Origin of the sequence: Clostridium felsineum DSM 794 (genome assembly GCF_002006355.2) — a bacterium.
GTDB classification, from domain to species: Bacteria; Bacillota; Clostridia; order Clostridiales; family Clostridiaceae; genus Clostridium_S; species Clostridium_S felsineum.
In genome coordinates this window covers 902,853-920,257 of record NZ_CP096980.1, presented here as the reverse complement: position 1 = coordinate 920,257, position 17,405 = coordinate 902,853, and the positions used below count along the sequence as shown (strand labels likewise).

Genomic DNA, 17,405 nt, shown 5'->3' with positions numbered 1-17,405 from the left:
CTTAACTCTCATATTCTTTGCAATAAAATTTAGCAATGCTTGCTATATCATATTTTTCACTTTCTCTTTTGGCATTTACCTTCATCACTTTTAAAGTGGAATTTTCTTCTACTAGTTTCAGTATGGCATTTTTTAAGTTTTCACTATTTCTTTCTTCTATTATCACACCTGAAAAACCATTTTCTATTATTTCCATAGGTCCATCAGAGGGAGTTGATATAACTGTACATCCGGCTGCAAAGGCTTCTATAACCACCATACCAAAGGATTCATTAATGGATGGTACAATTAAGACATCTAGAGCAGCCAATATATCCGGCACATCATTTCTTTCTCCCAAAAGGATAATATTTTCTTCAAGCTTATACTCTTTAATTTTTTCTATAACTTCATTTTTATACTGTGCATCCTTAGGATTATTAAAAATACTATCTCCTACGAGAAGGAATTTGTAATTTTTATATCCAGCCTCCACAATAGCTTTTGCTGTGTCCACCATTAATTTTTGTCCCTTAATAGGCTGAAATCTAGCTATAACCCCAAGAAGCTTTTCTTCCTTACCTATATTTAATTCTTCTCTTATATTTTTGCCATTTCCATTTCTGAACTTATCTAAATTAATACCTAACCTTTCTTTTAAAAGCTTATTTCTATTAATTTTATTTTTTATTAGGTTCTCCTGAACACTATCAGAAACAGAAATTATTTTATCAATAAATAAATTTACTAATAGTCTCTTTATAAAATTGAATTTATACCATTGACCATGACATATCCAAATAATCTTACAGTTTTTTCTTGATACTTTACTTATAATGCTAAATAATACTGCACTGGTCCATTCATTACACTGTATTACTTCTATATTATTTCTATATAAAAACTCTTTAATACTCTTTATTGTTTTAATAATCTCTTTCACTTTAAAACTTTTAAATGCAGTTTTAAAATCTAATACTTCACAATTAACATTAATTTTTTTTAACTTATCCACTAATTTGCCATCAAATCTACACATAAGAGAGCTATTTATCCCATATTTTTTATTTTTTAAAGAAAACTCCTGCAATAAATTAAATAAGCTAGTCTCTCCCCCACCTAAGCTTCCTAGATCTGAAACAAATAATACATTCATAATGTTTACTTAGCCTCCATAGTATATAAATTACTGTCTACTTCTAAATTTTCCATAGCAGAACTGCATCTTAAAAAGCTTGCTAAAATTTCAGTGTTTAAATCCTTCTGTTTTACAATTCTTAATGTTCTTTCCCTGCTTTCAATTACGCTTACTGAGCTTTTGTATAGATCATGAATATTCTTTAATATCCTCTCACTATCAATATTACTCTCAATCCAATTCTCACCATTACCCACATTCTCTGATAAATCTAACACTCCAAATTGTCTTGCCACACTGTAAACTTTAGGATGATATATTAAAGGAATAACTTTTTTCCCGAATATTAGAGATAATATAACTGAATGATATCTCATACCTACAATTATGTTTTTATTATTCAATTCACCTATTGTGTCATACATATTTTCTGACACAAAAACTTCCACCTTACATTTTTTATTTATACTTTTAAGAAATCCTATATCTTCTGAATAGTGAAAAGGAATTAGAGTTATCTTCCACTTTTCTTTTTTTAACCTTCTTATGGTCCTAATAATTTCTCTTCTGTATTCCTTGCTTTCTTTTGTACCTACCTTAAATAACCTGGCTAAAACAAAAGCTACACTTTTATCTTTCACCTCTTTTTTAGGGTATTTATCTTGCAACAGCTTTGTTATATTAAATACAGAATCACCTGTCAAAACCACATTGTTAAGGCCAATTGATTTTAATAATTTATAAGATTCCTCATCTCTAACCGTAATAACCTCTAATTTTTTTAGCTTGTTATAAAATCTTATTTTAGATTTTTCTTTAAGTATAGGTCCAGCTCCAACCCCTATCATGCATATTGGTTTATTCATAAAACTAAACAAATCAATTAAGAAAAAAATTGTTTTAGTAGAGCTAGGATTCCAATCAGAAAGCGCTCCTCCACTAGCTATTATAAGTTGATTTGAAAGTAATATATTTAAAATAACCTTAATGATATTGTGCTTTAAAATAGCTCTTAAAAAAGATTTTATTGTCCAATTTACATAGGTAGAAACTCTATTAAGTCCTAAAGAGGAGTGAATCTTATTTATAACCTTTGGCTTAGTCCCCATTGCGTTTACTTTAACCCTACTGTCTATCTTTTGTACCATCCTTGCAATACTTTTTAATATAAGCTCATCCCCAATATTTTCTTCCCCTGTCCAACTGTAAATAAGTACCTCCCTTTTCATCTCTCTCACCTCTATATATCAAATAATTGAGTATACGCTTTTTTCCAACTATATTGCTTTTGCACTATTTCTCGTCCGTTTTTTCCTATACTTTTTCTAAAATTATTATCTGATAACAAAAGCAAAATTTTATCTATCCACTGACTATCATTTTCTGCAATGATTACATCTACTCCATCTTTAACCTTTATACCTTCAACACTTATTCTGCTGGCAACTATTGGCTTGTTCATGCTCATTGCCTCTAATATCTTATTTTTCATTCCTGTACCATAGTTTAATGGAGAAACATATATTGAAGCTTTAGCTATATACTCAGCTATATCCTCCACAAACCCCGTAACTACCACATTTTTATTTTGCAATGCATTTATTTCATCATCTGGATTTTTTCCTACTATATAAAACTTTATATCAGGATATTTTTTGACTATCTCTGGTAAAATTTTATGACAAAAATAAAGTACTGCATCTTTATTAGGTTCATAATTCATAATTCCTGTAAATATAATACTCTTTTCTTTTAAATTAATAGTTTTATATTTTCTAATATCAAAGTTTTGTATATTAACACCTAAATTTATATGACGGATATTCTTCTCTTTAAAATTATTCTTAACATACTTTGCATCACTGTCTGAAACAAAGAACACCTTACTAAATTTTTTGTAATATTTTTCTTCAATCCTTTTATAATACTTGTATTGAAGGGTGTTATAAACTTTAGCTATAAATTTTGAATTAGTCTTGCTTTTCCTATTAAAAAACAAGCTTACACAATCACATTCAAAAAATATTTTTCGTCTACCCACTATCATATTCTCAAAAAGTACACTAGAAAATTGATCAAAGAACACAATATCATATTTGTTTTTGTTTAAATTCGTAAGCTCACCCCTTAGTAATGAATGTTTATACTGATACAACCCATAAGGCGTAAACCTCAAAACACTTAAAACTCTATCTGAAAGTTTTGTTCTTGTACGTAAGTTTTTATTATATATTTTTCTAGTGTATTTACTAATTTCTTTTTCCGCCTCTTTGTCGTATTCATCATAATATAATAAATCTATAGAATTATTAGCGCTCTTATTTTGTTTTAACAGATTATATATTATTAAAGCTCCTCCTGATTTATGGGGAGGATACGGACAACTTGGAGTAATTATTAAAATTTTCATCTCACACCTCTACATATAATTTCTCAAGCTCACCCATAGTAATATCTAAATTAAATCTTTCCTCAACTAACTTTCTAGCCTCTTTAATGATATTTTTATCATAGTTTTTGTAAACCTCAGTTATCTTAGACACAAAACTATCACTATCATAATCTTTTATTACATAACCCGTTTTTTCATCAATAACACAGTCTCTAATTCCACCAATGTCTACACTGATAACTACTGCACCAACTGCCATTGCCTCTAAAAGTGTCATAGGAAAAACTTCCCGAGTTGACACTAGTAAGATTACATCCACATCAGCTAAAAATTCATATGGATTTTCCACATTTCCAAGCATTTTTACTCTATGCTTTAAATTTTTTTCTTCTATGTTGTTTCGGATTTCTTCTTTAAGGGGACCATCTCCACCAATGAATGCCTTAAAATCAATTTCCTCATTTAAAGCATTGATTTTCTCAACTACCTCAATAAAAAACTGATGATTTTTTTCCCTTGAAAGTCTTGCTAACATGCCAATTTTAAAATCCTTTATAGAAGCCTTTTCTTTAAATTTAAAGTGTGATAAGTCTATGCTGTTAGGAATAACCTGAATCTTTTCCTTTAAAACTCCAATGGAAATCATATTTTCTCTATCCTTATTACATACCGCTAGAACTTTATCCACATTTTTATTAACAAAGGCACTAAACAATTTTGTATTTATTTTTTCTAATATAGTCATATTGTGCTTAGTATATACTATCTTCAATTTTTTTCTGTACATTTTTTTTATTATGGAGGAAATAATAGCAAGCCTTAAGGAATTAGCATGAATAACTTCTATATCCTTTGATACTACTATATCTTTTATAGTTTTAACTTTATTAAAAATACTCTTTTCATACTCAAAATAATTGTGTTTGTTTTTTAATTTATCAAAACATTTTCCATTAACCGCTGCTGTATAAAAATTAATCTTTTCTAAATCAACCTTGTTTTCAATTTTATAGAAATAAGTTTCAGCTCCACCTACTCTAAGCTCTTCTGCTAAAAATAGTACATTTGCACTTTTCATTTAATCATCCCTTTTATCCTTCACTATTTCTGTAACAAAAGAATATAGGTTTTGTGTTATGTTAATTTCCTCTCTAATATTTCTCTCCTTTTGTCCATACCCTGTCATAACCAAAAAAGCTTCTATTTTATTACTCAAGGCTGGAAGTAAATCAGATATTTTATCCCCAACTGCATAGGATTTTTCCACATCGATGTTGATATCCTGTATAGCCTTTTTGTACAAACCATCTTTGGGCTTTCTACAATCACAATCAGTCTTATACTTACCCTTCCCATCAATAGGATGATGAGGACAATAGTAAAACGCATCAACGTGTGCATCACACTTTTTAAGTTCTTCTTGAATAAACTCATGAAGCTTTTTTACATCTTCCTCCGTATAATATCCTCTCGCCACACCAGCTTGATTAGTTATAACTACAACCTTATACCCATTGTCATTTAAAATTTTTATAGCCTCTCTCGTTCCCTCTATAAATTCAAAATCTTCTATTTTATACAAGTAATTTTTTTCTACATTTATAGTTCCATCTCTATCTATAAATACAGCCTTATTCATCTAGCTTATCCTCAAATAATCTCTTTTTAATAAATTTTCAGTATTACCCTCAAATAATTCTTTTTCAACAAGCTCACACATTATATGTCCTATCATTATGTGTGCCTCCTGTATTCTAGGGGTATCCTCTGATGGTACAACCATAGGCACATCACAATAGTTTTTATTATCTCCACCATCTCTTCCTAAAAAACCGATAGTAATCATTCCTAAAGCTTTTGCCTTTTTTAAAGCTAAAGATATATTAGGAGAATTTCCACTAGTGCTTATCCCAATTATTACGTCACCTTCTTTTCCAAAAGCCTCTACCTGTCTTTCAAAAATGTTTTTGTAATCATAATCATTACCTATTGAAGTTAAAACTGATGTATTTACTGTAAGTGCTATAGCTGGCAGAGCATTTCTATCCATTTTAAACTTGCTTACAAATTCTGCTGCAATATGCTGTGAATCTGCTGCACTTCCTCCATTTCCACAGATGAGAACCTTATTTCCTGACCTGTAAGCTTTTATAACAATATTCACAATATTTTGAATTGACTCTATAAAATTATCATCACCTAGAAGTTTCTGTTTGGCTTCTATACTTGATTTTATTTGATTTTCTATTAAACTTCTCATTATCCTATACCCTCCATAGTACTAATTCCAAACTTATATTTTCCTTCAGTTGTAGCAACTTGAATCTCATTATATTTCCATCTAGAATCATCTACTACCCAGCTTTGCATTCCGCCTAATTCAAAATTCCACTCAGATATTTGACCGCCCATTTTTTCAAGAGCTTCAGCTACTGCATGCTTTTTATTGTACGGACAATATACTAAAAGATATCCTCCGCCCCCAGCACCTAAAAGTTTACCGCCAAGTGCTCCTTTCTTTAATGCCTCTTCATACAGTTCATCTATCTTAGAATTTGATATCTTACTGCTCATCTTCTTTTTCATTTCCCAACCGTGGTGTAGAAGACTCCCAAAGTTATTCAGGTTATTTCTTAAAAGTTCTTTTTTCATGGCATACGCTAGAGCTTTTATCTCATGCATAGCATTTACTACATCTTCTTTTTTTTCTACATAATTATTAACCTGATCCTTTATTATGTTTGCCGAAACATGGATATTTCCTGTGTAGCACAAAAGCAGATTATATTGAAGTTCATTTGTTATTCCTTTATTTATTTTTAAAGGATTTACGATAACCTCTTCATTATCTATTTCCATGAAATTAAAACCACCAAAGGTTGCAGCATACTGATCTTGATAACCTCCATCTATTTTAAGATCCTTTCTTTCAACCTCATAAGCCATAGCTGCAAGTTCATATTGATCCATAACAATGCCCTTCCATCTTGCCATTGCTCCCAAAAGAGCTACTACTACTGTAGATGAAGTTCCAAGTCCTGAACCAGCTGGTGCATCACTTTGAAGATAAACCTCACAGCCTTTATTTATATTCATTCTTTTTAATGCTGCTTTAACTAAATCAAGCTTACCATCATATACTAAATTCTCATTACAATTATATTTAACGGTCATATCAAAATCTAAAGAATTAACAACAATATTATCTGTATCATTTGGAACTATTGAACAGTAGGCATATTTATTTATTGTAGTATTTAATACAACTCCACCATACTCATTGCAATAGGGTTCAACATCTGTTCCGCCCCCACCAAAGCTTATTCTAAGTGGTGCTTTAGATCTTATAATCAATTTTTCTCTCCCCTTTTCACCTTAGTGCAAAACTTTATATAATCCTCTGGTATTCCTATATCAATAAAGTAATTTCCGCACCCATAACCATATATTTTTTCCTCTCTCAAAACCTTGGGTATAACCTCTTTTTCAAGAGAGACCTTCTTCTCATTCTCAATTAAATTTAAAATTTTCTTCTTAATTATATAAATACCGCCATTTATATAATCTGATTTTGAAGTCTCGCCTTTTTCAACAAAGCTTGTAATTTTATTTTCTTTGTCACATTCAACTGCACCATACCTTGAAGCATCAGCTATTTTCCTAAGAACCATAGTGAATATACTATTGGTGTTTTTATGAAATTCATACAACTTTTTAAAATCCACATCAAAGTAAGTGTCTCCGTTTAAAACAAAAACTTCATCCTTTATATACTTTTCAGCATTTTTTATAGCTCCCGCTGTTCCAAGCTGTACATTTTCCTTAGAGTAAACTATATTAACACCAAATTCTCTACCATCTTTAAAATAATCCTCTATAATTTCACTCATATACCCTGTTGCTAAAATAATATCTTTTATACCATTCTTCTTTAAATTCCTTATTAAATATTCTAGAAATGGCTTATCTTCTATTAATGCCATGGGTTTAGGTCTATCCTTAACTATACTTCTTAATCTTGTTCCTAAGCCTCCAACTAAAATTAACGCTTGCATATTATCAACCTCTATTTAATAAGTTAAATACTTTTTCCCAAGACTTCATCTTAATATTCCAATCATAATTACTAATAACAAAGCTTCTGCCATTTGAAGAAAGCTTATTGTATAACTCATCATCACTGGTTAATTTAAGCACAGCCTCTGCAAACTTTTTTTCATCATCTTCAATTATAATATCCTTGTAATTTTCTACATTCATTCCCTCTGCACCAATGGATGTTGTAACTACTGGTACTCCCATAGCCATTGCTTCTAATATCTTTGTTTTTATTCCACTTCCAAATCTAAGAGGTGCTACAAAAACCCTGCTTTCTTTTATGTGCTGCCTTACATCAGGAACTCTTCCTCTTATATCAACATCTTGATCATGTGAAAGCTTTCTAATTGAAGGGGTAACATTTCCCCCAACTAATCTTAATACAAGCTCTTTTTTACGCTTTTTTATAATTGGAAATATGTTGTTATAAAAATATAAAACTGCGTCTTCATTGTGTGGAGCAGAATAAACTCCTAAAAAGCTTATTACATTATTTCTTACCTTCATATCTTTTTCTGAAAAATACTGGCAATTAACTCCTGTTGAAACCGTTACCGCTTTATGCTCATTAAGGCTTCTATTTAATCTCTCTTTTTCCCTATCTGATACTAAAACCACAGCATCATAACTCTTTGAAATTTCCACTTCATAATCTACTAAAGCTTTACATTCATACTGAAGTATTATTTTTTTAACAAAATCCTTATCTGTAAGCTTTTTAATAAATTTAGGCAACTTTTCAGAAAATGCTCCGAAAGGATTTATTATTTTTCCCTTTGCATTAAGCTGCCTCTCATATCTTACTGAGAGCATATCATCCATATCGAATATTTTTTTCCCTTTAAAATCCTTAAGATATTCACTAGTTCTAACCATATCTGCCATTACAATATCTGGTTTTTCCTTTTGAATTATTTCATCTACATAACTTTTAGTAGCTTTTGAATAATATAAAGCCACCTGCAAAGGCATTTTCTTAGCTACTACCATGTTTAACAAATTGATAATAACTACTTTTTTAGAAGGAGCTTTTACCTTATAAAGTTTTTCAATATATTCATTTGGTTTTTTTAATACTTCATTTTTATCATCAAAGGTTACTACTATGATTTTGTACTTATACATTTTTCGTAAATATTTTATATAATAGTACAGGCTCATTTCTCTACCAGATACAGGTTCAAGTGGCAATCTACTTGTGAAAAATAGTAGTTTTTTTCTCATATTGAATACCCTTTTATACCTCTCTACTCTTTAACTTTTTTCTTTATTTCTTTTATTCTCTCTATATCCTCTTTTTTACCAACAAAAATTATATCATCACTTTCAACCACAAATACCTCAGAAAGTCCAACCACAACTATAGGCTTCTTTTTTCCAACAACGATGTTATTTTTACCATCTATATTTTTTATATCACCAACACAAACATTGTTATCTTCATCCTTATCTCTATACCTTTCAACTGCATACCAGGTTCCTATATCATCCCAACCAAAGTTACAAGGAATCACATATATATTGTCTGCCTTTTCCATTATTCCATAATCTACTGATATAGCCTCAACCTTTAAATATTCCTTTTCTAAAATATCTTTTAACTGATTTTCTTTCTCTTCAGCTATTTTCTTTAATATATTATAGGTTTTATTAAGATGTTTTTCAGTTAGGCCAAGTATTGTAGAACATTTCCATATGAACATTCCGCCATTCCAAAGGAAGTTACCATCTTCAACATACCTTTCGGCATTTTCTTTATTAGGTTTTTCCACAAATTTTTCTACTCTTTTTATCTCAAAGCCATCTATTTCGCTTCTAACTACTCCTGATTTTATATAGCCATAACCTGTTTCAGGCCTAGTAGGTTTCATTCCAAGTGTGACTATAACACTTTCATTTTCCTCTACAAACTTCTCAGCTGCCTTTATAGTTTTTAAAAGTTTATCATCATCAACTATTAGCTGATCTGAAGGGAGTACCACTAAGCTTGCATCCTTATAATATTTGTTTATTATAAAAGCAGATAATGCTATACAAGGTGCAGTATTCTTCCCTACAGGTTCAACTATTATATTTCTTTCTGGTAACTCTGGAAGCTGCTGTTTTAATATATCAACATATCTTTCACCGGTTACTACAAAAATTCTCTCAATATCAATTACACCTTGCAGTCTCTCTACTGTCATCTGAATCATTGTTTTATCACTTAAAAGCTGCAAAAATTGCTTTGGCTTTTCATCTGTCGATAGAGGCCAAAATCTCTCTCCTTTTCCACCTGCCATTATTAGTGCACAAAGCATATACAAAAATTCCCCCTTACTTTATTACATTGCTCCGTCTTTTTTCATAACTACTATAAATGTCATAAATAATATTTTTAGGTCCATCCATAAGCTTCTATTATCTATATAATTCATATCAAGTATAACTCTTTCCTCGTATGAAGTATCACTTCTTCCACTAACCTGCCACAAGCCTGTAACTCCTGGCTTTACACTCAAAAACTTTCTTCCATGTTCACCATACTTAACTAATTCTGCTTCAACTATAGGTCTTGGACCAACTAAAGTCATGTTGCCAATTAACACATTAAAAAATTGTGGAAGCTCATCAAGGCTTGTCTTTCTTAGAAATCTACCTACCTTAGTTATTCTAGGATCATTTTCAAGTTTAAAATTTTCTTCAAATTCTTTTTTCTCGGAAGGCGTCATATTTTTCAGAACCTCTTCTGCATTTTGGACCATAGTTCTGAATTTATAGACCTTTATGTACCTTCCCCTATACCCTAGTCTAATATGTGAAAAAATAGCATTTCCTTCTGAACTCATTTTTATATAAATAGAGATAATCAACATAAGAGGACTAAGCATAACTATACCAATTATTGAGACTATTATATCTATGGATCTTTTAGCTACATAATACATATTACTTCTGTTGTAATTCTTACATGCACTAACTTCGACTCCACTGCTGTATTCTAAATCTAACTCTTGCAACTTATGTTCCTCCTCCTTAATCTAAAACTATTACTATTTTTAAATAACATTATACATTAACCTTCTTAATTTTTCACCACTTTTCTCGAAATTTCGCTAGTTTTTTTTAGGTTAGCATGTATACATATTAATGTTTTTACTTTTATATCCTGTTTTTTTATTATCGTACTATATATTTTTATGCTTTATATGTAAAATCAATAATTTTGTCATAATTTGTAGAAGAATTTATATAATTTTCTTTACTGTTGGTAAAATAATCCTTACTGTTTTAAGTTTGGATATAAAAAAAGAGCAAAATCTTAAAAATCAATTCTACTCATCAATACAATGACTCTTACCAAAGTAAACTAAGCTATTCTTAAAACATTATATTCACAGACCCTATAAAAATAAATTTATAAGTTATGTGTTTATTTTTTTTCAAAATTTGATATAATATAAATAAGAAATGCCTAGTGCTGTAACACTAAGCATTGCCCAGAACGTTTATTTTATTTTAGGGCTATCGGATTAATCAAACAGATTTTAATTAAGAGAAAACACTAATCTTCGCTGGATGGGTGTTTTTTCTCTTTGCCGTTAACTTCTATATGAATACCAAGAAATTTTATCTCAATAATTAAATTAGAAACAAAAAGATTATGTCTTAAAACTAACCTAACAATATAAAGTACTGTTAGATTTTTTATAATCAATTCTAGCATATCCAATACCACCTCCTTTAAACTAAAGTGAAAAAGATTCACAACTAGCCCAAGGAAGGATAAAGCGTCCAAAACCTCCGCAACCATCCTTCTGCGGATAATAAATTTACACTTAAATATTGTAGCATAATTATAAATGAGGATACATAGGAACTTAGTGGAAATAAACTCTTATTAACGTAAGAAAATATAAGAAGTTGTTTGAATCATAACCTCCAAACAACTCCTTATATTTTCTTCCTTAATTTAAAAAATCTTCTATTACTTCTTTACATATTGAAACTGCTTTGTCTATTTCATCTTCCTTAATATTTAATGGAGGATTAAAATATAATACATTGCCAAGGGGTCTTAATATCAAACCCTTATTTAATGCGCTTTTATATATTTCATAACCTATTCTAAGTCTAGGATCATACCCCTCTTTTGTCTCTTTATTGGTTACAAGCTCCATTGCATTAATAAGCCCGATATGCCTAATTTCACCTATATGAGGATTCTCTAGCAATGCATTATTTAGCTTACTATTTAAATACTCAGCCTTTATTTTTGCATTGTCTAAAATATTTTCTTCTCTTAGAATTTTTTGGACTGCCAAAGCAGCAGAACAGCTAAGAGGATTTCCACTATAGGTATGACTGTGCATAAATGCTTTTCCTTTATTATAATCATCGTAAAAAGCATTGTAGATTTTCTCTGTTGTAATTGTTATGGACATAGGCATGTATCCACCAGTCAAGGCTTTAGATACACACATAATATCTGGACTTACCTTTGCGTGATCAAAAGCAAACATTTTTCCTGTCCTTCCAAAGCCAGTAGCGATTTCGTCTGCAATAAGCAGTACCTTGTATTCATCACATAGCCTTCTTAATTTTCTTAAATAACTGGCTGGATAAATTTTCATTCCTGCACTTCCTTGAAGTAACGGCTCTACAATTATTGCACAAGTCTCCTCTCCCCATTTTTCAAAAGCTTTTTCTAAATGTTCAAAACACTCTACCTCACAAGACTTTCTATCTTTACCATAAGGGCATCTATAGCAATCAGGTGCTTGTACATGAATGGCATCCATCAACATAGGCTTGTATATTTTTGCATATAAGTCCATACCTCCTACAGATAAAGCCCCAATAGTCTCTCCATGGTATCCTTCACTTAAACACATGAACTTTGTTTTCTTCTTATTGCCTGTTTGGTATTGATACTGAAAGCTCATTTTCAAAGCACATTCAACAGATGCCGAACCATTGTCAGCGAAATTAAATTTTGTAAGGCCTTTAGGAAGTACTTTAATTAATTCTTCACAAAGTTCTATTGCTGGTTCATGAGAAAAATTAGCGAAAATAACATGTTCCAACTTATCAAGCTGATTTTTAATATATTCATTTATTTTGGGATTACAGTGCCCAAGCAAATTACACCACCAGGAACTCACTATATCTATGTACTCCTTGCCCTCTTTATCATACAGATAAATACCCTTACCATGATCAATTATAATAGGCTTTAGTTCCTCATAATCCTTCATTTGAGAGCAGGGATGCCATATATACTTTAAATCTTTTTCTACTAAGTTCATATCCACACTCTTTTCTATTTTGTTAATCATCATACATTTCCAGTAATTTATTTATATCAATATTAAGTTCTTTGTCATTTTCTTCAACTAAAGCTACAACCTTAACTTTAGTAATTTCCTCTATCATCTTTATGTTATCCTCGTGAAGCATGTTTCCTTTACTATAATGATTTAATATAATTCCATTTATAGGTATATCTCTATTTTTTAAATATTCTACAGTAAGAACCACGTTATTAATTGTTCCAAGACCTGCATCTGCAATAATTAAAGTAGAAAGTCCCAATTCTTTTATAATATCCTCAAGCATAATTTTTTTATTATCATATCTTATAGGACATACTATTCCACCACTGCCCTCCATAGTTAAATAATCATACTTTGATAAAGCCTTATTAAAATCTTCTGCAACTTTACTTATTTCCACTGGATTCCCCTCTATTTGTGAAGCTAAATGTGGTGATACTGCTTCTTTATACACATATGACACAAGGTTATCCACATTTTCATTAATCTTAGCAATTTTATTCACATAATAAGCATCACCTGGCACAATACCATTTTCCGTTACCTCTGCTCCACTTAAGGCCGCCTTATAATAACCTGCCTTGTAGCAATTGTCTCTCAACTTCTTAACTATGAGTGCTGTTACAAACGTTTTTCCTATATCAGTTCCTGTTGCTGTAATAAAAATTTTCTTACTCATTCCAAATCCCCACCTCAAATCCAAGTTCTTTAATCATTTTCATATCTGTTTCTATTGATATTCCAGATGTAGTTAACATATCTCCTGAAATTACCGCGTTTGCTCCTGATAGAAAGCACTTTCTACCCTTATCAGGTAATAATCCTCTTCCACCTGCAAGTCTAATTGATGCATTTGGCACTAAAAATCTAAATATGGCAACAATCCTGCACATATCATCATTTGTAAGCTTTTTATTGTTTTCATAGGGTGTACCTTTAATAGGATTTAACATATTTACAGGAATTGAACGTATTCCTAAATTTCTTATATCAATAGCCATCTCAATTCTATCTTCCATAGTCTCTGAAAGCCCCATAATTCCACCACTACATAAATTTAATCCAGCTTTTTTAGCCTCATTAATTGCTCTGATTTTCTCTTCATAAGTATGAGTTGTACACACATTTTTAAAATTACTTTTTGAAGTTTCTAGATTGTTATGAACTCTTGTAACTCCTGCTTTTCTAAGTTTTGCATACTGCTCTTTATTTAAAAGTCCAAAAGATCCACAGACAGATATATTTGTATTTTCTTTTATCTTTCTTACACTGTCACAAACCTTATCAACTTCATCATCACTTAATCTTTTTCCTGAAGTTACAATAGAATAGCGCAGCACTCCCTTATCATCACTATATTTTGCTGCTTTAAGAACTTCTTCACTGTCTAGAAGTGAATATGTATTTATATCTGTATTATAGAAGGAAGATTGTGCACAGAACTTACAATTTTCAGAACACTTACCGCTCTTACCATTTATAATGGTGCATATATCAAAGGTATTACCACAGTAGTGCTTTCTTATTTCATTTGCTGCACTGCACAAATCTTCTAATTTTTCATCCACTAAAGTAAGAGCTTCCTCTTTTTCTATCATTTTTCCACTCAATACTTTATTTTTTAGTTTCTCTAATGTATTCATAATATACTCTTCCTTTCATCTAAAGAATTTAACTGCTGGAATAAGTCGTTTGTAAAGTACTGCACTTATTACACAAAGTAGAATATCTCCTGGAACTGCTAATATAAAACAGTATAAAAATAGTGGCCATACACCTATTGGAGTGTTTATTACAAAATTACAAATTATATAATAATAAATCATTCCAAAACCATAAACAATAACTAATCCAATAAAATTTCCTAATAGAACTCTCTTATATGTAGGATTAGAAACTTTATTTGCAATTTTTCCAGTAACATAGCTAGCAATACAAAAGCCAATTATATATCCAAAAGTTGGTTTAAATACATAACCTATTCCTCCTCCCTCTGTAAATATAGGCAGACCTATAAGACCTAACAGCATGTACACAAATACACTGCAAGCTCCCAGCTCTCCTCCAAGCAGAAGACCTGCCATCATAGTAAATAAAAATTGAAGTGTAAACGGCAAAACCGGTATAGGAATCTTAATAAATGTTCCTACTGCAATTAATGCTGTAAAAAGACTACACATAATTAGCTGTTTTGTTGTTATCTTTTTATTCTTTTGTATTAAACTTACTTTTTGGCAATCCATTTCCTCACCTCCACAACCAATATATACCTTTAGAATAATATTGTCAACTTTGTTTATTAGTATGGTTGACAATATAATTTGTGCGAAAATTTCTAAATAGCTAATAAGAACCAAGCTAATATTTCTTATTTTGAAACGTTAACTCTAGTAGCTAATAATAATATTTATTTATTGTTTTGCAATTTAATATTTTCAAGCTATTCTATGGCTATACCATCTGCATTTAACTTATGTTTTCTAACAATTTTATCATTCTCTACTATTAATTTTTATAGAGCCTCTTTTTCTCCAGTTATGCCTATTTCAAGCAGCTTGTAGCCCTTTGAGCTTATCTTAAATAAAGTTTAAAAGCTCTCAAGTGCTGCCCTGCTTCTCCCATAGTTAGTGCGTTTAGTACATTTTCTACATCCATACCAGTAAGTTCTATTGATGCCCCATCAAAATCTCCTACCTTTAGTAAATTCCGTTTTTCCAATGTTTAGGTTTATTGACATCCTAATTATTGTGTCTAAAATACTTCTCACAAATTCCCAATTCACTTATTTTTAATTTCTACTAATATTTTTGTACAAAAAACTTCTAAATCACTAATTTAAAAAGCTAACATTTCTTATTTTGAAATGTTAGCTCTATTAGATAATAATCTTTATTTATTATTTTCCAGTTTAATGTTCTGAAACCATTCTATAGCTATATCATCTGCTGTTTTAATTGAATCAGTAGAATATATTAAATCGTATTTATATTCTGCTGTTAAACTATTCTTGTTAACATCATATATTAATTTTATTTCCGTTGGCATCTCTCTTTTATATTCCTTACACAGTCTATAAATTTTTTCAATATCCTCATTAATGATATTAAGTACACCTTTTTGGCGCTCCACTGAAGTATCATACCTAAATCTATTCATTCCAATATTTACAGCATCATTTAACTTATGTTTTCTAACAATCTTATCATTAATATTATAAAAGAAATCACTTGAAATCATACTTTCCTCAAATGAACAATAAATATAAATTTTATTTGCTTTATTTTCTGCATATTCTAAACATATTGATACCATATCTGCCTGCAATTCACTAAAAAAATCTTCAAAATTCTTATTCATATCGTCCTCCTAATTTAATAAAATCTTTGAAAAAAATTCTCCACCTATTTCATAGGTGTACATTAAATTTAGATGGTCTCATACTATTTCCCTCGTATTTAATATCTAATTTTACTTTAACTTGTTTCCCTTCTTCTAATGCTTTTGCCCATTGATTTTCTATCTTCTTATATTGACTTTTATTCACATTTTCTAATTGAGAAACTAAATTATCTATCTTAGGTGATCCTCCAAATCTATCACCAGCTAAATGTCCTGCATTATCCTTTCCCCTTAATTTTCCTGGTGTATTTTTACTATGTGGTAATCTATTACTTCTTTCTGTTAATTTCAAATTATCTGTTTCAAATTTTTCAATTCTTCCAATATTATCTGTTTCATAAAAATAGTCAAACTCTCCTGTTTTATATCTAATGTTAGGTTTTAATTTATTCTTTCTTCCATTATTAAATTGTTTTCCTTCATCTACTAAAGTTTTACTTTCAATACTTTTCTTATTCCCACCATCACCATCATACACTATTTTATACAAATCATCTAATTTCCGCTTAGCTGACTCTAAAGCTGTCTTTATTATGCCTTCTTCTTTCTTTATATTTTCGGCTGTTTCTTCTATTTGTTCAAGCCCCTTTGCACCTGTAAATGCTAAATACTGTTAATTTTGATAAAGCCTCTTTTGCTCCAGTTATGCCTATTTTAAGCAGCTTGTATCCTTTTGAACCTAACTTAAATAGCGTTTGAAAACCCTCAATTGCTGCTCCTGCTTCTCTCATAGTTAGTGCGTTTAGTATATTTTCTACATCCATACCAGTAAGTTCTATTGATGCCCCATCAAAGTCTCCTACCTTAGTAAATTCCGTTTTTGCAGTGTTTATGTTTATTGAAATCCTAACCATTATATCCAATATGCTTTTTGAAGCATTTAAATAAAAAAGATGTTTCATCTGCTATCTCAAATGAAACATCTCTATTCCTAAACAAAATCTATATTTACCAGCATTTTATCATTATAAAGTAATGTTTTATATTTTGCTGTGATAACAAAACTATATTTGTAGCCTAATATTGATGACTAAGGTATAAGCACCTTCATCTATATTATTCTCGCAACCTTGGGAGACATATT

General features: G+C 30.2%; 20 protein-coding genes. All 20 read right to left on the bottom strand.

Features of this window, described 5'->3' with window-relative positions; genetic code table 11:
- Position 1 precedes the first annotated feature (1 nt).
- Entirely contained in the window at positions 2 to 1,135 is a 1,134-nt protein-coding gene (locus tag CLFE_RS04425) for a glycosyltransferase family 4 protein (protein ID WP_077892406.1), read from the bottom strand.
- 5 nt (positions 1,136 to 1,140) lie between these two features.
- Positions 1,141 to 2,346, bottom strand: a complete 1,206-nt coding sequence (locus CLFE_RS04420; protein WP_077892405.1) for a polysaccharide pyruvyl transferase family protein — start codon at positions 2,344 to 2,346, stop codon at positions 1,141 to 1,143.
- 11 nt (positions 2,347 to 2,357) lie between these two features.
- Complete coding sequence (locus CLFE_RS04415) at positions 2,358 to 3,527, bottom strand: glycosyltransferase (RefSeq protein WP_077851964.1); 1,170 nt, start codon at positions 3,525 to 3,527, stop codon at positions 2,358 to 2,360.
- A 1-nt stretch (position 3,528) separates the two neighbouring features.
- Positions 3,529 to 4,587: a glycosyltransferase family 4 protein gene (locus tag CLFE_RS04410; RefSeq protein ID WP_077892404.1), complete on the bottom strand. Its 1,059-nt coding sequence runs from the start codon at positions 4,585 to 4,587 to the stop codon at positions 3,529 to 3,531.
- Complete coding sequence (gene gmhB, locus CLFE_RS04405) at positions 4,588 to 5,148, bottom strand: D-glycero-beta-D-manno-heptose 1,7-bisphosphate 7-phosphatase (RefSeq protein ID WP_077892403.1); 561 nt, start codon at positions 5,146 to 5,148, stop codon at positions 4,588 to 4,590.
- Complete coding sequence (locus tag CLFE_RS04400) at positions 5,149 to 5,769, bottom strand: D-sedoheptulose 7-phosphate isomerase (protein WP_077892402.1); 621 nt, start codon at positions 5,767 to 5,769, stop codon at positions 5,149 to 5,151.
- Complete coding sequence (locus CLFE_RS04395) at positions 5,769 to 6,863, bottom strand: GHMP family kinase ATP-binding protein (protein WP_077835205.1); 1,095 nt, start codon at positions 6,861 to 6,863, stop codon at positions 5,769 to 5,771. Before CLFE_RS04395 ends, CLFE_RS04400 begins: the two co-directional genes overlap by 1 nt.
- A complete protein-coding gene (locus tag CLFE_RS04390) occupies positions 6,860 to 7,564 on the bottom strand; it encodes a nucleotidyltransferase family protein (RefSeq protein ID WP_077892401.1) in 705 nt (234 codons plus the stop codon). Before CLFE_RS04390 ends, CLFE_RS04395 begins: the two co-directional genes overlap by 4 nt.
- A gap of 4 nt (positions 7,565 to 7,568) precedes the next feature.
- Positions 7,569 to 8,831, bottom strand: coding sequence for a glycosyltransferase family 4 protein (locus tag CLFE_RS04385; RefSeq protein ID WP_077892400.1), 1,263 nt, complete (start codon positions 8,829 to 8,831; stop codon positions 7,569 to 7,571).
- A 23-nt stretch (positions 8,832 to 8,854) separates the two neighbouring features.
- Positions 8,855 to 9,907 (bottom strand): mannose-1-phosphate guanylyltransferase, encoded by a 1,053-nt coding sequence (locus tag CLFE_RS04380; RefSeq protein ID WP_077892399.1) that lies wholly within the window; start codon positions 9,905 to 9,907, stop codon positions 8,855 to 8,857.
- Positions 9,908 to 9,931: 24 nt separating this feature from the next.
- The gene (locus CLFE_RS04375; RefSeq protein WP_077892398.1) at positions 9,932 to 10,606 is read right to left on the bottom strand and encodes a sugar transferase; all 675 of its coding nucleotides are present in this window, start codon (positions 10,604 to 10,606) and stop codon (positions 9,932 to 9,934) included.
- A 545-nt stretch (positions 10,607 to 11,151) separates the two neighbouring features.
- Complete coding sequence (locus CLFE_RS04370; protein WP_169850873.1) at positions 11,152 to 11,313, bottom strand: hypothetical protein; 162 nt, start codon at positions 11,311 to 11,313, stop codon at positions 11,152 to 11,154.
- A 241-nt stretch (positions 11,314 to 11,554) separates the two neighbouring features.
- On the bottom strand, positions 11,555 to 12,895 hold the full coding sequence (bioA, locus tag CLFE_RS04365) for an adenosylmethionine--8-amino-7-oxononanoate transaminase (RefSeq protein WP_077892551.1): 1,341 nt from the start codon (positions 12,893 to 12,895) through the stop codon (positions 11,555 to 11,557).
- A 22-nt stretch (positions 12,896 to 12,917) separates the two neighbouring features.
- On the bottom strand, positions 12,918 to 13,601 hold the full coding sequence (bioD, locus tag CLFE_RS04360) for a dethiobiotin synthase (protein ID WP_077892397.1): 684 nt from the start codon (positions 13,599 to 13,601) through the stop codon (positions 12,918 to 12,920).
- Entirely contained in the window at positions 13,594 to 14,565 is a 972-nt protein-coding gene (bioB, locus tag CLFE_RS04355) for a biotin synthase BioB (protein ID WP_077892396.1), read from the bottom strand. The genes bioD and bioB overlap by 8 nt, the downstream gene beginning before the upstream one ends.
- 15 nt (positions 14,566 to 14,580) lie before the next feature.
- Complete coding sequence (locus tag CLFE_RS04350) at positions 14,581 to 15,165, bottom strand: biotin transporter BioY (protein ID WP_077892395.1); 585 nt, start codon at positions 15,163 to 15,165, stop codon at positions 14,581 to 14,583.
- A gap of 328 nt (positions 15,166 to 15,493) precedes the next feature.
- Positions 15,494 to 15,640 carry a hypothetical protein gene (locus CLFE_RS04345; RefSeq protein ID WP_169850875.1) on the bottom strand — a complete coding sequence of 49 codons (147 nt, stop codon included), beginning with the start codon at positions 15,638 to 15,640 and terminating at the stop codon, positions 15,494 to 15,496.
- A 171-nt stretch (positions 15,641 to 15,811) separates the two neighbouring features.
- Complete coding sequence (locus CLFE_RS04340) at positions 15,812 to 16,279, bottom strand: DUF600 domain-containing protein (RefSeq protein WP_077892394.1); 468 nt, start codon at positions 16,277 to 16,279, stop codon at positions 15,812 to 15,814.
- Between the two features lie 49 nt (positions 16,280 to 16,328).
- On the bottom strand, positions 16,329 to 16,811 hold the full coding sequence (locus CLFE_RS04335; RefSeq protein ID WP_207651349.1) for a DNA/RNA non-specific endonuclease: 483 nt from the start codon (positions 16,809 to 16,811) through the stop codon (positions 16,329 to 16,331).
- Positions 16,812 to 16,899: 88 nt separating this feature from the next.
- Entirely contained in the window at positions 16,900 to 17,223 is a 324-nt protein-coding gene (locus tag CLFE_RS04330) for a hypothetical protein (protein ID WP_077892393.1), read from the bottom strand.
- Positions 17,224 to 17,405 lie beyond the last annotated feature (182 nt).

What these genes read in the sequence shown, in the direction of transcription:
- bioD (WP_077892397.1), bottom strand. Translation starts at nt 13,601, where the DNA reads ATGAGTAAGAAAATTTTTATTACAGCAACAGGAACTGATATAGGAAAA.
- CLFE_RS04385 (WP_077892400.1), bottom strand. Translation starts at nt 8,831, where the DNA reads ATGAGAAAAAAACTACTATTTTTCACAAGTAGATTGCCACTTGAACCT.
- CLFE_RS04420 (WP_077892405.1), bottom strand. Translation starts at nt 2,346, where the DNA reads ATGAAAAGGGAGGTACTTATTTACAGTTGGACAGGGGAAGAAAATATT.
- CLFE_RS04380 (WP_077892399.1), bottom strand. Translation starts at nt 9,907, where the DNA reads ATGCTTTGTGCACTAATAATGGCAGGTGGAAAAGGAGAGAGATTTTGG.
- gmhB (WP_077892403.1), bottom strand. Translation starts at nt 5,148, where the DNA reads ATGAATAAGGCTGTATTTATAGATAGAGATGGAACTATAAATGTAGAA.
- CLFE_RS04400 (WP_077892402.1), bottom strand. Translation starts at nt 5,769, where the DNA reads ATGAGAAGTTTAATAGAAAATCAAATAAAATCAAGTATAGAAGCCAAA.
- bioB (WP_077892396.1), bottom strand. Translation starts at nt 14,565, where the DNA reads ATGAATACATTAGAGAAACTAAAAAATAAAGTATTGAGTGGAAAAATG.
- CLFE_RS04330 (WP_077892393.1), bottom strand. Translation starts at nt 17,223, where the DNA reads ATGAAACATCTTTTTTATTTAAATGCTTCAAAAAGCATATTGGATATA.
- CLFE_RS04350 (WP_077892395.1), bottom strand. Translation starts at nt 15,165, where the DNA reads ATGGATTGCCAAAAAGTAAGTTTAATACAAAAGAATAAAAAGATAACA.
- CLFE_RS04340 (WP_077892394.1), bottom strand. Translation starts at nt 16,279, where the DNA reads ATGAATAAGAATTTTGAAGATTTTTTTAGTGAATTGCAGGCAGATATG.
- bioA (WP_077892551.1), bottom strand. Translation starts at nt 12,895, where the DNA reads ATGAACTTAGTAGAAAAAGATTTAAAGTATATATGGCATCCCTGCTCT.
- CLFE_RS04415 (WP_077851964.1), bottom strand. Translation starts at nt 3,527, where the DNA reads ATGAAAATTTTAATAATTACTCCAAGTTGTCCGTATCCTCCCCATAAA.
- CLFE_RS04425 (WP_077892406.1), bottom strand. Translation starts at nt 1,135, where the DNA reads ATGAATGTATTATTTGTTTCAGATCTAGGAAGCTTAGGTGGGGGAGAG.
- CLFE_RS04410 (WP_077892404.1), bottom strand. Translation starts at nt 4,587, where the DNA reads ATGAAAAGTGCAAATGTACTATTTTTAGCAGAAGAGCTTAGAGTAGGT.
- CLFE_RS04370 (WP_169850873.1), bottom strand. Translation starts at nt 11,313, where the DNA reads ATGCTAGAATTGATTATAAAAAATCTAACAGTACTTTATATTGTTAGG.
- CLFE_RS04390 (WP_077892401.1), bottom strand. Translation starts at nt 7,564, where the DNA reads ATGCAAGCGTTAATTTTAGTTGGAGGCTTAGGAACAAGATTAAGAAGT.